We start from the raw sequence: 13,280 nt of genomic DNA on the forward strand, positions 1-13,280 counted from the left end.
CTGCTCACCTGAAAGGTTGGTCGCGACCTTTCGAATCGTACAAAAGCAAACGCCCCGAACAATGTCGGGGCGTCTGATGGGATCACTACCTGCATCAGCGACTTTTCACACGCTCTGCCTAGGGGCGCCGTTTTCGTTTCACTGCCGCGCCGTTACGCAGCCGACTCGCTGCCCGGCTTGAGCAGCACGCGGGTGATGCGGCGCTCCTTGACCTCGATCACCGTCAGCTCCCAGCCCAGGTACTCGACCTTGTCGCCGATCAGCGGCAGGCGGTCGAGCAGGCTCATGGCCAGGCCGGCCAGGGTCTGGTAATCGTCGGTCGGCTTGGCCGCGAAGTTCATCCGCTCGCGCAGCACCGCCAGGTTGACCGCACCGTTGACCCGGTAGCCACCATCCACTTCCTCGACGTCCGGGCCATCCACTTCGCTGGCGTCCGGCAACTCGCCGGCAATCGCTTCGAGGATGTCGGTCAGGGTCAGCAGGCCTTCGAAGCCGCCGAACTCGTTGACCACGAAGGCCACGTGGGTCGAGCCCTGGCGCATCTGCTCGAGCGAGCTGAGCACGCTGGAGCTGTCCGGCAGGTTGATCGGCGCCCGCACCAGGCTCTCGATATCCGGTTGCTGGCCCTTGAGCAGCTCCTTGAACAGCTCCTTCTTGTGGATGTAGCCCAGGGGCTCGTCACGCGAATCATTGCGCGTCACCACCAGACGCGAGTGCGGGGAGTCGAGCAGCGCCTGCTGGATCTTCTCCGGCGCGTCGTCGAGGTTGATGCGGTCGACTTCCATGCGATCGGTCATGACCTTCTGGATCGACATTTCGGCCATGTTCAGCACACCGCTGATCATCACCCGCTCACGGCGGTCGAACAGCGCGGCTTCGCCCTGCTCGCCTTCGAGCATGTCGGCGATGTCCTCGCCGACTTCATCGGCCTGCACCTTGCCGCCGAGCATGCGCATCACCGCATGGGCGGTGCGGTCACGCAGCCCACGCTGGCCCTGCAGGCTGCGCTTGCGGCGCGAACGGGCGACCTGGTTGAACAGCTCGATAAGGATCGAGAAGCCGATGGCGGCGTACAGGTAACCTTTCGGGATGTGGAAGCCCAGGCCTTCGGCGGTCAGGCTGAAGCCGATCATCATCAGGAAGCCCAGGCACAGCATGATCACCGTCGGGCGGGCGTTGACGAAGGCGGTCAGCGGCTTGCTGGCGACGATCATCAGGCCGATGGAGATGATCACCGCGATCATCATCACTTCCAGGTGCTCGACCATGCCGACGGCGGTGATGACCGCGTCCAGGGAGAACACCGCGTCGAGCACGATGATCTGCGCCACCACCGGCCAGAACTTGGCGTAGGTACGGGCGCCGCCGGGCTGATGCACACGCCCTTCCAGGCGTTCGTGCAGCTCCATGGTGGCCTTGAACAGCAGGAACACACCGCCGAACAGCATGATCAGGTCACGGCCGGAGAAGGTCTTGCCGAATACCTCGATCAATGGGTCGGTGAGGGTTACCAGCCAGGCCATGCTGGCCAGCAGACCCAGGCGCATGATCAGCGCCAGGCTCAGGCCGATCACCCGCGCGCGATCACGCTGCTCGGGCGGCAGCTTGTCGGCGAGAATGGCGATAAACACCAGGTTGTCGATGCCCAGGACGATTTCCAAGACGATCAGGGTCAACAGGCCCAGCCAGGCCGTCGGATCAGCCATCCATTCCATTTAGTGTGTAGCTCTCTCTAGGGGAAAACAGAGACGGCCGAATGCGCCACGCATGCAAGAGGCAGGCGCGTGGAAGCTCGGCTGTCGGAAATGAGGCGCAGCTGCGTGCTGCACGTTGGGCGTACGCCGGGCGGCGTGGCCTTTGGGAAGTACCGCCCTCGTCCATAACGGCGAGGGCGATCGTCTACTGTCGCTGTCCATGAAGACCGGATAGTGGGAAACAGACCACGCAATCTACTGGAGCGCGAGTCACACTGAAAGCAGCAAGTTTGTAACCGTGCTTTACATGACGTGCGTGAGCATCAGCTCGCAGCCTTACCAGTAGTTCTCCACGGCCACCTGGCCGGGCCGCCGCGTCAGGCTCAGATTCAACCCGCGGGCCTTCAGGCGTTGGCGGATATCATCGATCATCTGCGGGTTGCCGCAGATCATCAGGCGCGAATGCTCGGGCGTCAGTTCCAGACCAGCGGCACGTTCCAACTCGCCATTGTCGAGCAACTCGGTGATGCGCGCATTCAGGCAGCCGGGCGCCTGCTCGCGGGTCACCACCGGCAGATAGGTGAGCTTGTGAGTGAATTCAGCCAGGTGCTCCAGCTCGGAGAAGCCGTGGATCATGTCCTGATAGGCCAGCTCGGCCACCGTGCGCGCGCTGTACACCAGTACGATGCGCTCGAAGCGCTCCCAGACCTCGAAATCCTGCAGCATCGACAGGAACGGCGCGATTCCGGTGCCGCTGCCCAGCAACCACAGATCGCGGCCGTCGACGAAGCGATCCAGGGTCAGGTAACCGGTGGCCATCTTCTCCACCAGCAGGGTATCGCCGACACGTAGGCGGCTCAGTTCGCTGGTGAACTCACCGCCGGGCACCACGATGGAAAAGAACTCCAGGTGCTCGTCGTGGGGCGCGGAGACCAGCGAATAGGCGCGCCAGACCACCGAACCATCGGCCTTCTCCACACCCAGACGCACGAACTGCCCGGCGCGAAACCGGAACCCGGCATCACGGGTGGTACGCAGGGTGAACAGCGTGGGCGTAAGGGTCTGTACGTCGAGAAGGGTCTGGCGGGTGAATTTGTCTTCGCTACTCATCGGCGGCTCCAGCATGGCTCATGGGCCTAGTGTGGCGCAAAGCGGCAGCTGGAAACACCGGTAAAGATCAGGGAAAACGGTTGGGCGGGATTGGTGAGTGCACGGGCTCGATGTGATTGCTGGATAAGCTTCGCGTTATCCAACCGATGGGCGATGCACGGTGTCGCTTCGCTCAATACGGGCCACGGCAGAGGGCACTTGCGCGGCACTTCTGTGGGAGCGCGCCATGCGCGCGAATCGCGGGCATGGCCCGCTCCCAAACCGATGACTACCTGCACCGATCACCTCCGATCCACCGCACACAAAAAAGCCGACCCTGAAGTCGGCTCTTCGTTACAGCGCGTTCAGTCGCTTACAGCGCGTCACGGCTGCTGGCACCGTCCACCAGGCGGGCGACGCCCAGGGGGTTGGCGTTCTTCAGGGCGTCGGGCAACAAGGCGTCCGGGCAGTTCTGGTAGCACACCGGGCGCAGGAAGCGGTCGATGGCCAGGGTGCCGACCGAGGTGCCGCGGGCGTCGGATGTTGCCGGGTACGGGCCGCCATGCACCATGGCATCACAGACCTCCACGCCGGTCGGGTAGCCGTTGAACAGTACGCGGCCGACCTTCTGTTCGAGTAGTGCGAACAGCTCCTCACTGCCGGCCAGGTCGTCCGGTTCGGTGATCAGCGTGGCGGTCAGCTGACCGTGCAAGCCCTCGATGGCCTTTAGCAGCTCGGCCTTGTCGGCCACCTCGACGACAATGGTGGTCGGCCCGAAGACTTCTTCCTGCAGGCGCTCGTCACCATCGCGCAACAGGCTGACATCAGCCTTGAACAGCTGCGGGCGCGCCTGCTTGCCTTCCTGCGCGGCACCAGCCAGGTGGGTGATGCCCGGGTGTGCGGCGAGCGCAGCGATGCCTTTGCCATAGCCCTCCAGGCCGCCGGCATTGAGCAGCGTCTGCGGCGGCTGCTCGGCCATCTTGGCGGTCAGGCTGTGCAGGAAGGCGCTGAACTCCGGCGAGCGAATACCAAGCACCAGGCCAGGGTTGGTGCAGAACTGCCCAGCGCCGAGCACCACCGATGCGGCCAACTCGCCAGCAACCTTCTCGCCACGGGCCTTGAGGGCTTCGGGCAGGAAGATGACCGGGTTGATGCTGCTCATCTCGGCGAACACCGGGATCGGCTGTGGGCGCGCCGCGGCCATGTCGCACAGGGCACGACCGCCACGCAGCGAACCGGTGAAGCCGACCGCCTGAATGGCCGGGTGCTTGACCAGTGCGGCACCGACGATGCCGCCATAGATCATGTTGAACACGCCTTTGGGCATGCCGGTTTTCTCCGCTGCGCGCAGCAGCGCAGCGCCCACCAGGGCGGTGGTGGTCATGTGGCCGGGGTGGACCTTGAACACCACCGGGCAGCCGGCAGCCAGGGCCGACGCGGTGTCACCACCCGCCGCCGAGAACGCCAGCGGGAAGTTGCTGGCGCCGAACACGGCGACCGGGCCGAGGCCAATGCGGTACTGGCGCAGATCCGGGCGCGGCAGCGGCTGGCGATCAGGCAGGGCGCGGTCGATGCGCGCGCCGAGGAAATCGCCGCGGCGCAGCACCTGGGCGAACAGGCGCATCTGCCCACTGGTACGCCCGCGCTCGCCCTGGATACGCCCGGCCGGCAGCGCGGTTTCCCGGCAGACGACGGCGATGAAGTCCTCGCCCAGGGCGTCCAGCTCGTCGGCGATGGCATCGAGAAACTCGGCGCGCCGGTTCGCCGGCAGGCTGCGATAAACCGGGTAGGCGGCAGCGGCGGCCTGGGCAGCGGCATCGACTTCCTCGGTTGTGGCCTCGACGAAGTCGTGGGGCAGTGCTTCGCCCGTGGTGGCATCGACGCTCTGCAGCTTCACGCTGCCGCGGGCACTGTAGGCGCCGCCGATGATGTTGTGGCCGTTGACGGACATGGATATTTCCTCCTGTGGAAAACCAAGCGGGCCCTGAGAGCCTGCTCACGATCTTTTTTAGGCGATACAAAGCGACTGCCACAAGGCACAAGCGACCGTTCGCCGATTCATTGTAGGAGCGCGCCATGCGCGCGAAAAATCGCGGGCATGGCTCGCTCCCACAACTACTTTGCCGGACGGCCATTCTGGCCACCTTGCAGGCAACGCGCTGAAATCGAGCCGAATAGATCGTGACAGGCGCTAAAGCCTGGTGAACGTTTTTAAAGCGCGGTCACGCCACCCGGCTCGAGCGGCTCATCGGCCGCCGCCAGCCCGTTGCGCAAGGGCGCACCGAACTCGCTCATCTCGATCTCGAAGGTGTCGCCGGGCTGTGCCCGGATACCGTCGGCATAGGACAGCGTAGCCGTTCCGAAGTAATGCACGTGCACGTCGCCCGGGCGCAGGAACTGCTGGTACTTGAAGTGATGGAATTCCAGGTTTTCCAGGCTGTGGCACATGTTCTCCTCGCCGCTGAGGAATTCCTTCTCCCAGATCACCTCACCGCCGCGGTGAATGCGGCTGGTGCCGGCCAGATGCGCCGGCAGCTCGCCGACGCGCAGCTCCGGCCCGTAGGCACAGGCGCGCAGCTTGGAATGCGCCAGGTACAGGTAGCTGCGGCGCTCCAGTACATGGTCGGAAAATTCGTTGCCCAGGGCGTAACCGAGGCGATAGGGCTTGCCGTCGTCACCGATCACGTACAGGCCGACCAGCTCGGGCTCCTCGCCGCCGTCTTCGGCGAACACCGGCACCGGCAGTTCGGCGCCAGGGCGCACGACGATGCTGCCATCGCCCTTGTAGAACCACTCCGGCTGCGCGCCGACGTTGCCGGCACCCGGCTTGCCGCCCTCCAGGCCCCAGCGGAACATGCGCATGGTGTCGGTCAGGGTGGCTTCGTCCTGGCCTTTTTGCTGGTGCATCTTGTCGCGGGTCGAGGCGCTGCCCAGGTGCGTCAGACCGGTGCCGCTGATCAGGCAATGGGCCGAATCCTCATGATCCAGCGGCGGCAGGATGCGCCCACCCTGCTGCAGTTCGGCGTAGGCCGGGCCGGCGTCGCTGCCGCGGCTCTCGACTTCGCGCTGCAGGCTGCGCCCGGCACGGATCGCCGCCAGCGCCAATTCGCGGGTGCTGGCCACGCCACGCACGGTCCGGATGGCATTGCCTTCGACAACGCCGACCTGGCGCTGCCCGCTGGTGGATTCGAACTGGATCAGTCGCATGGCTTATCTCTCTTGTCAGTCTTGCCCGAACGGGTACAGGACAGACTTTACGAACTGCGCGCCAGCCTGCCTAATGACAGGCTCTGATCAAGCAATAACCGATGGTTATCACCATGCTCGCGTCCCTGCCCGCCCTGGTTTCCCGACTGCGCCTGAAACAGCTGCGCCTGCTGATCGCCCTCGACGAGCAGGGCTCGCTGCACAAGGCCGCCGACGCCGTGGCGATCAGCCAGCCAGGCGCGACCAAGGCGCTCAACGAAATCGAGTCGGCGTTCGGCACGCGGCTGTTCACCCGTACCAGCCAGGGCCTGGAAGCCAACGACCTGGGGCGCTGCGCGATTCGCTACGCGCGCCTTATCCACAGTGATCTGGCGCACCTGCGCGAAGAAATGCTCGGCATCCTCCAGGGCCAGGGCGGCCGCCTGGTGGTGGGCGTGATCATGGGAGCGGTGCCGCACCTGACCCGCGCGCTGTCACGCTTGCGCGCGCGCCAGCCGGAGTTGTCGGTGGAGATCGTCGAGGACACCAGCGCGCGACTGCTCAGCCTGATCGACCAGGGCCGCGTCGACCTGGCGATCTGCCGCACCAGCGTGAGCCGCCGGCCGGACGACTACGACTGCCTGAGCCTGCATGACGAACAGCTGAAGGTGGTGGCCAGCCCTGCCCATCCCCTGGCGGGCACGCCGGGCCTGAGCCTGACGCAACTGGCCGTCTACAGTTGGGTGGTGTTTCCAGCGAACATGCCGATGCGCCTGGTGCTGGAGCGGGCCTTCAGCGACGCCGAGCTGGAGTTCCCGCGCTACCCGCTGGAAACCGCGTCGACCTTCGCCACCCTGATGCTGCTGCAGGAAGACCCGAACCTGGTGGCGCTGATGCCGCGGGAAACCGCCCAGTCGGTGGCGCGCGCCGGCCAACTGGCGTGCCTGGATCTTGCCCAGACGCTGCGCAGCGAGCCCTATGGGGTGATCAGCCGGCGCGGCTCGCCGCTATCGGCGCCAGCGCGTCTGCTGCTCGAAGAGCTGCGCGCTTCGTAGTCGTGGCTAGCTTTGTAGGATGGGGCGGGCCGCGCAGGTGAAACCCGTCAATCCCGATGGATTTCACCCATCCTACGGCCTACGGCCTACGGAATTGCGCATATCTAATGTGGGAGCGGGCCATGCCCGCGAAAAAAGTCGCGGCCATGGGCTGGGCGCCCCCGCCCGCTCCCACAGGGTTTCGGCGGCAGTCCGGCTTAGTCAGTCAACGCCGATTGACCGTCTGCGCTGCACGCAGCACGTCAGCACCGATCTCGGCCTCGAAGTGCTGCCACACCGGGCGCATCGCTTCGCGCCAGGCTTCGCGCTGCTCGTGGGTGAGGGTGATGATCTGCGCGTGGCCGGCAGCGACCAGTTGCTCGCGGCTCTTGCGGTTCAGCTCTTCGGCGTCCTGATTCACCTTGAAGCTGACCTCCTCGATGATCGCTTCCAGCTGGGTGCGCACCTGGTAGGGAATGCTGACCCAGAACTTGGAATTGCTGATCAGCATGTAGTTGAGCGAGCCGTGGTTGGTTTCGGTGATGAACGGCTGAACGCTGTCGAGCTTCTGGCTGGCCAGGTTCGACCAGGGGTTTTCCGCGCCTTGCACGGTGCCCTTCTGCAGTGCCGCCAGGGTTTCGCTGAAGGCCAGCTTGCTGGTGCTGGCGCCAATCTGGGCGAACTGCGCTTCCAGTACCGGCGACGGCTGGATACGGAAATTCAGGCCCTTGGCATCGGCCGGCACCTTCAACGCGCGGGTGGCGGAAAGCTGCTTCATGCCGTTGTTCCAGTAGGCCAGGCCGTAGATGTCCTGGCCGGCCATGGAGCGCAGCAGCTCGCGGCTCTTCTCGCGTTTCTGGAAGCGTTTCACCGCCTCCAGGTCGTCGAACAGGAACGGCAGGTCGAACACCTGCAGCTGCTTGGTGTAGGCATCGAACTTGGACAGCGACGGCGCCAGCAACTGCACCTTGCCGTCACGCAGCGCCTGCAGCTCGTCTTCGTCACCGAACAGCGTGGAGTTGGGGTACACCTCGACCTTCACCTTGTCGCCCAGGCGCTGCTCAACCAGCTCCTTGAACAGCTGCGCACCGCGGCCCTTCGGGGTGTCTTCGGCGACCACGTGGGAGAACTTGATGACGATGGGCTCGGCGGCGAAGGCCGGCGTGCAGATCAGCAGCGCGGCTGACAGGACAGTGGTGACAACGGACTTGAACATGCAGATACCTTGGCAATGGCAGCACGGCAGGCGCACAGGGCACCCACCTGAAAAAAGGGACTCATCTGGACTGGCCTCGGCGAGGCGCTGGTGACGCGTTGTCGGCTGGGCCCGCAGCGGGTGCGGAAGGGCCGACTATTATTGGAGGGGCTGCGGATATGACCGGTGGGTTGGCAAATGACCGGCAGGGCAGCGGCCGCGATTCTTCGCCATTGGCACCTGCCGAACAAGCCGCAAATACGCCAACTGCCGCACAACCTGAAGATTTCCCGTGGCAGAATGCGCCCGCCACGCCCACCACGAGATCAGCATGTCGTCGTCCTTCGTCACCCCGTTCGCCACCCTCGACCTGCAGCGCCAGCCCGAGCAACCCGGCATGCCGCTGCAGGCCTTCGATGCCGCCGATGCCTATCTGCTCGAACAGGTGCAGCCCCTGCCGGCCGACGCACATGTGCTGCTGCTCAACGACAGCTTCGGCGCCCTGGCCTGCGCCCTCGCCGGCCGCGCCCGGGTGACCAGCAGCGGCGATTCGCACCTCGGCCACCTGGCGCTGCGCCTCAACCTGGCGCGCAATGGCCTCGCCGAGGACGCGGTGACCTTCATCCCGGCCAGCGAGGCGGCCAGCGGGCCGTTCGACCTGGTGCTGATCCGCATCCCGAAAACCCTGGCGCTGCTGGAAGAACAGCTGATCCGCCTGCACGGCCAGCTCGCGCCAGGCGCCCAGGTGATCGCCGGCGCGATGATCAAGCACCTGCCCCGCGCCGCTGGCGACCTGCTGGAGAAGTACATCGGCCCGGTGCAGGCTTCGCTGGCGGTGAAAAAGGCCCGTCTGCTGCACGCCACGCCCGAAGCTCGGCCAGCGGCGCAGTCGCCCTACCCGACCCGCTACCGCCTCGACAAACCGGCGCTGGAGCTGAGCAACCACGCCAATCTGTTCTGCCGCGAAGGCCTGGACATCGGCACCCGCGCCTTCCTGCCGCACCTGCCGCGCCACCTGGACAACCGGAGGGTGGCCGACCTGGGCTGCGGCAACGGCGTGCTGGGCATCGTCTACGCCCTCGGCAGCCCAAAGGCCGAGCTGACCCTGGTGGATGAGTCCTACATGGCCGTGCAATCCGCCGCCGAGAACTGGCAGGCCGCCCTGGGCGAGCGCCCGGTGGCCGTGCGCGCGGGCGACGGCCTGGCCGAGCAGCCTGCAGACTCACTGGACCTGGTGCTGTGCAACCCGCCCTTCCACCAGCAGCAGGTGGTCGGCGACTTTCTCGCCTGGCGCATGTTCCAGCAGGCGCGCAGCGCACTGGTCACCGGCGGCGAACTGTGGATCGTCGGCAACCGCCACCTGGGTTACCACGCCAAGCTGGCGCGGCTGTTCCGCGGCGTCGAGCAGGTAGCGGCCACGCCGAAGTTCGTGGTGCTGAAGGCGACCAAGTGATCCAGATGAACCCGGGAGTCGCTTCGCTCGACCCGGGCTAACAGAGCGGCCCGTAGCCGCCGGTTGAACGCAGCGATACCCAGGAACACCTTCTCTCAGTCGATCAGGCCGTTGGCGTCATAGAACGGATACGGCCCCGGGTATTCACCGAATACGCCGGTATGGGTGACCAGCCCATGCTCCACGTGCCAGTGGTGCAGCAGGTAGCCAGGTGGCTCCAGGTTGAAGTGCGCCGGTGCGCTGGGCTGCAGGTCCAGCACGATCTGGTGGGAAACACCGGGGCATACGCAGCAGAGGCTGCCGGCGAAGCGCCGCTGGATCGACCGATGCAGGTGCCCGCAGAGCAGTCGCTCCACCTGCGGGTGGCCGCCGATCAGCCATTCCAGCGCCGCCGCATTGCGAAACGGCTCGCGGTCCATGTGGCCGATACCGCTGATGAATGGCGGGTGATGCAGAACCAGCACCGTCGGTACCTGCGGGCGCAGCGCCAGCTGAACATCCAGCCAGCGCAACTGGCTGTCCTGTAGCTGCCCGCCGTGGCTGCCGGGAATCGTCGTGTCCAGGCCGATCAGGCGCACCGGATGGCTGTCGACCACCCAGTCCAACGGCGCATCGGGCGATGGCGGCAGGTAGCCGTGATCGGCGAAGGCCGCCAGCAGGTGGGCACGATCATCATGGTTACCGGGCACCAGGTAATAGGGCATGGCCAGGCGCTCGAGTTCGGGGCGCAGCACGGCGTACTCGTCGGGGTGGCCGAAGTCCACCAGGTCACCGCTGATGAGCACGATATCCGGGCGCGGCTGGCTGGCGTTGAGGTGGTCGACCGCGCGGCGCAGCGCCGCCAGGGTATCGACCACCCCGTAACTCAGCTTGCCACCGGCCTTGAGGTGCAGGTCGCTGATCTGCGCGATCAGGAAAGTCGAAGCGTTGCGGATGACATCAGGCATTGAGGCTGAACACACGTTGGGGCTCGACGGCCAGGTTGATCCAATCGCCAGGGGCGTGCAGGCGGTCGTCGCGGCTGTCCACCGACAACGGCTGCGCGCCGCCCACGTCCACCAACAGGCGGCTCTGCGCGCCCTGGAAGAATTGCCCGAGCAGACGCCCGCGCACGTGGCCTGGAGCGCTGGTCACCCGCAGATGCTCGGGGCGGCAATACAAGGTGCCCGGCAATTCGCTGGCACTCCACGGCAACTCGCCGCCGTTGACCTGGACGCCGTTATCGGTACGGCCGAGCACCGCGAAGGCGTTCAGGGTGCCGATGAAATTCGCCACGAAGGCATTGGCGGGCTGCTGATAGAGGGCACGCGGTGTGGCGAGTTGGGCAATGCGGCCACGCTCCATGACCAGAATCCGATCGCCCAGTGCCATGGCCTCGCCCTGGTCATGGGTGACGAACACCGCGGTGATGGCCAGCTCGCGCAGCAACTGGCCCAGCTCGCTGCGCAGACGCTCGCGCAATTGCGCATCCAGAGCAGCCAGCGGTTCATCGAGCAGCAGCACCCGCGGGCGTGGCGCCACGGCGCGGGCCAAGGCGACGCGCTGGCGCTGGCCGCCGGACAGTTCATGGATGGCGCGGTGGCCATAGCCTTGCAGGCCGACCAGCTCGAGCAACTCGGCGCAGCGCCGTTCGCGTTCGGCGCGGGGCATCTTGCGCACCTTCAGGCCGTAGACGATGTTGTCGGCCACGTTGAGGTTGGGAAACAGCGCGTAGTTCTGGAACACCATGCCCACGTCACGGCGCTCGATCGGCAACTGGGTGACGTCCTGCCCGGCGAACGACACCTGCCCGGCATCCGGCCGTTCGAGGCCGGCGATCAGGCGTAATGTGGTGGTCTTGCCGCAGCCGGACGGGCCGAGGATGGCCAGGGTTTCGCCGGCCTGGATCTCCAGGCTGAGGTCGTCCACGGCGACGGTGCCGTCGGCGAACGCCTTGCGGCAGTTGTGCAGGCGAATGGAGGTAGCGGTCATCGTTGGTCTCCACGGGACAGCCGGGCGCTGATCGCCTGCAGGGCGATCAGCAGCGGCACGATCATCAGCAGGAACAGCAGGGTGTAGGCACTGGCGACTTCCAGCCGCGCCGAGGCGTAGCTGTCGGCCAGGCCCACCGGCAGGGTCTTGGTCATGGGCGTGTGGAGCATCCAGGTCAGGTTGAACTCGCCCAGCGACAGGGTGACGACCATCAGCACGCCAGCGAGGATGCCGGCCCGGCAGTTGGGCACCACCACGGTGAAGAAGCGTCGCAACGGGCCGGCGCCAAGGCTGGCAGCGGCATCTTCCAGGGTCGGCAGGTTCTGGCGCTGCATCACCGCCATCACCGGGCGTACCAGAAACGGCAGGGTGAACAGCACATGGCCGACCAGAATGAACAGCCAACTGCCGCGAAAACCGCCGAGATGCCCGTAGGTGAGCAGCAGCGCCAGTGCACTGGCCAGGCCGGGCATCGCCACCGGCAGCACCATCAGTTCCTCGAAGGCGCGGCTGAAGCGGTTGTTCATGCGCACCAGGGCATAGGCCGCTGGCACGCCGATCAGGCAGACGCACAGGGCGCAGGCCACCGCCAGTTGCAGCGACAGCCACACCGTCGGCGAATAGGCCTGCCAGACCTGCAAGAGCCAGTCGAAGGTCAGGCCGCTGGAAAGGCCCTGGAAATAATTGCGGGTCAGCCCGGCGAGCAGCGAGAGCAGCACCGGCACCAGCATGAAGGCGCAGACCAGGCAGGTGAAGATCAACTGCGCGGCAAACAGCGTCGAGCGTTTCATAGCAGCCCTCCGGACTGGCGCACCCACTTCCTGACCACCAGCAGCACCGCCCAGGTCAGCGCGCCGAGGATCACCGACAGCGCCGCTGCCACACTGAAGTTCGCGTAGTTGGTGAACACGTTGTAGATCGCCACCGGCGTGACGTTTAGCTGGGTGCCCAGGGTGAAGGCAGTGCCGAAGGCGCCCATCGAGGTGGCGAAGCAGATCGCCCCGCAGGACACCAGCGCCGGCATCAGCCCCGGCACGATCACGTCCCACGTGACCCGCCAATGGCTCGCGCCAAGCGAGCGGGCGGCCTCCTCCAGGCTGGCGTCGAGGCTTTCGCTGGCGGCCATCACGGTGAGGATCACCCGCGGTATGGAGAAATACAGGTAGCCGAGAAACAACCCGGCCAGCGAATAGGCGAAGATCCAGCGCTCGCCGACCAGCTCCAGGCCGAGTGCGGCGAACACGCCCTGGCGGCCAGCCAGCAGAATCACCAGAAAACCCACCACCACGCCGGGGAAGGCCAGGGGAAAGGTCAGCAGGGCGACCAGCGCCGAACGGCCGAAGAAGCGCTGGCGGGCGAGAAACACGCCGCTGATGCTGCCCACCAGCAACGCCGCCAGGGTCACCGTGGCGGCCAGCACGCTGGTCTGCGCCAGGCTGCTCAGATATTGGCCGCTGCTCAGCACCTGCCAGTAGCCACTGCCCGCCTCACTGCGACTTTCACCGCCGAGCAGCACCAGGTGGGCCAGCGGCAACAGCCAGAAGGCCAGCAGCACCGCGGCGGCCGGCACCAGCGCCACGGCCGCGCCAGGTCGCCAACGCCACAGCAACCGGCTGTCGGCCCTCGCAGCGGCGTGGTTGCTCAACGCACGGCTCATC

At 66.0% G+C, this 13,280-nt stretch carries 11 protein-coding genes; 2 read left to right on the forward strand and 9 right to left on the reverse strand.

The window, feature by feature from the left end; genetic code table 11:
- Positions 1 to 152: 152 nt before the first annotated feature.
- The 4 genes from BVH03_RS04925 to araD1 all read right to left on the reverse strand — a co-directional run bounded on the left by BVH03_RS04925 (position 153) and on the right by araD1 (position 5,990).
- Positions 153 to 1,715, reverse strand: coding sequence for a TerC family protein (locus BVH03_RS04925; RefSeq protein ID WP_075960136.1), 1,563 nt, complete (start codon positions 1,713 to 1,715; stop codon positions 153 to 155).
- Positions 1,716 to 2,030: 315 nt separating this feature from the next.
- Complete coding sequence (locus BVH03_RS04930; protein ID WP_075960137.1) at positions 2,031 to 2,804, reverse strand: ferredoxin--NADP reductase; 774 nt, start codon at positions 2,802 to 2,804, stop codon at positions 2,031 to 2,033.
- A gap of 352 nt (positions 2,805 to 3,156) precedes the next feature.
- The gene (locus BVH03_RS04935; protein ID WP_075960138.1) at positions 3,157 to 4,734 is read right to left on the reverse strand and encodes an aldehyde dehydrogenase (NADP(+)); all 1,578 of its coding nucleotides are present in this window, start codon (positions 4,732 to 4,734) and stop codon (positions 3,157 to 3,159) included.
- A 260-nt stretch (positions 4,735 to 4,994) separates the two neighbouring features.
- Entirely contained in the window at positions 4,995 to 5,990 is a 996-nt protein-coding gene (gene araD1 / locus BVH03_RS04940) for an AraD1 family protein (RefSeq protein WP_075960139.1), read from the reverse strand.
- Positions 5,991 to 6,103: 113 nt separating this feature from the next.
- Between araD1 and BVH03_RS04945 the strand changes: the two genes are divergently transcribed.
- On the forward strand, positions 6,104 to 7,024 hold the full coding sequence (locus BVH03_RS04945; protein WP_075960279.1) for a LysR family transcriptional regulator: 921 nt from the start codon (positions 6,104 to 6,106) through the stop codon (positions 7,022 to 7,024).
- A 205-nt stretch (positions 7,025 to 7,229) separates the two neighbouring features.
- Here the strand turns inward: BVH03_RS04945 and BVH03_RS04950 are convergent, their stop codons facing one another.
- On the reverse strand, positions 7,230 to 8,219 hold the full coding sequence (locus BVH03_RS04950) for a TRAP transporter substrate-binding protein (protein WP_075960140.1): 990 nt from the start codon (positions 8,217 to 8,219) through the stop codon (positions 7,230 to 7,232).
- A gap of 310 nt (positions 8,220 to 8,529) precedes the next feature.
- On the opposite strand from BVH03_RS04950, the gene BVH03_RS04955 reads away from it, so the two are divergent.
- The gene (locus BVH03_RS04955) at positions 8,530 to 9,651 is read left to right on the forward strand and encodes a class I SAM-dependent methyltransferase (protein WP_075960141.1); all 1,122 of its coding nucleotides are present in this window, start codon (positions 8,530 to 8,532) and stop codon (positions 9,649 to 9,651) included.
- A 95-nt stretch (positions 9,652 to 9,746) separates the two neighbouring features.
- On the opposite strand, the gene BVH03_RS04960 is transcribed toward BVH03_RS04955, so the two are convergent.
- The 4 genes from BVH03_RS04960 to BVH03_RS04975 are packed head-to-tail and all read right to left on the reverse strand — an operon-like array spanning position 9,747 to position 13,279.
- Positions 9,747 to 10,598 (reverse strand): phosphodiesterase, encoded by an 852-nt coding sequence (locus tag BVH03_RS04960; RefSeq protein ID WP_075960142.1) that lies wholly within the window; start codon positions 10,596 to 10,598, stop codon positions 9,747 to 9,749.
- The gene (locus BVH03_RS04965; protein WP_075960143.1) at positions 10,591 to 11,622 is read right to left on the reverse strand and encodes an ABC transporter ATP-binding protein; all 1,032 of its coding nucleotides are present in this window, start codon (positions 11,620 to 11,622) and stop codon (positions 10,591 to 10,593) included. Before BVH03_RS04965 ends, BVH03_RS04960 begins: the two co-directional genes overlap by 8 nt.
- The gene (locus BVH03_RS04970; protein WP_075960144.1) at positions 11,619 to 12,413 is read right to left on the reverse strand and encodes an ABC transporter permease; all 795 of its coding nucleotides are present in this window, start codon (positions 12,411 to 12,413) and stop codon (positions 11,619 to 11,621) included. Before BVH03_RS04970 ends, BVH03_RS04965 begins: the two co-directional genes overlap by 4 nt.
- On the reverse strand, positions 12,410 to 13,279 hold the full coding sequence (locus BVH03_RS04975; protein ID WP_075960145.1) for an iron ABC transporter permease: 870 nt from the start codon (positions 13,277 to 13,279) through the stop codon (positions 12,410 to 12,412). The genes BVH03_RS04970 and BVH03_RS04975 overlap by 4 nt, the downstream gene beginning before the upstream one ends.
- Position 13,280: the final 1 nt, after the last annotated feature.

This window comes from Pseudomonas sp. PA15(2017) (genome assembly GCF_001945395.1).
Lineage (GTDB): Bacteria > Pseudomonadota > Gammaproteobacteria > Pseudomonadales > Pseudomonadaceae > Aquipseudomonas.

Bases quoted from the DNA above. Each gene is read 5' to 3' on its own strand.
- araD1 (WP_075960139.1), bottom strand. From the start codon at position 5,990: ATGCGACTGATCCAGTTCGAATCCACCAGCGGGCAGCGCCAGGTCGGC.
- BVH03_RS04930 (WP_075960137.1), bottom strand. From the start codon at position 2,804: ATGAGTAGCGAAGACAAATTCACCCGCCAGACCCTTCTCGACGTACAG.
- BVH03_RS04960 (WP_075960142.1), bottom strand. From the start codon at position 10,598: ATGCCTGATGTCATCCGCAACGCTTCGACTTTCCTGATCGCGCAGATC.
- BVH03_RS04950 (WP_075960140.1), bottom strand. From the start codon at position 8,219: ATGTTCAAGTCCGTTGTCACCACTGTCCTGTCAGCCGCGCTGCTGATC.
- BVH03_RS04925 (WP_075960136.1), bottom strand. From the start codon at position 1,715: ATGGAATGGATGGCTGATCCGACGGCCTGGCTGGGCCTGTTGACCCTG.
- BVH03_RS04955 (WP_075960141.1), top strand. From the start codon at position 8,530: ATGTCGTCGTCCTTCGTCACCCCGTTCGCCACCCTCGACCTGCAGCGC.
- BVH03_RS04945 (WP_075960279.1), top strand. From the start codon at position 6,104: ATGCTCGCGTCCCTGCCCGCCCTGGTTTCCCGACTGCGCCTGAAACAG.
- BVH03_RS04935 (WP_075960138.1), bottom strand. From the start codon at position 4,734: ATGTCCGTCAACGGCCACAACATCATCGGCGGCGCCTACAGTGCCCGC.
- BVH03_RS04965 (WP_075960143.1), bottom strand. From the start codon at position 11,622: ATGACCGCTACCTCCATTCGCCTGCACAACTGCCGCAAGGCGTTCGCC.
- BVH03_RS04975 (WP_075960145.1), bottom strand. From the start codon at position 13,279: ATGAGCCGTGCGTTGAGCAACCACGCCGCTGCGAGGGCCGACAGCCGG.
- BVH03_RS04970 (WP_075960144.1), bottom strand. From the start codon at position 12,413: ATGAAACGCTCGACGCTGTTTGCCGCGCAGTTGATCTTCACCTGCCTG.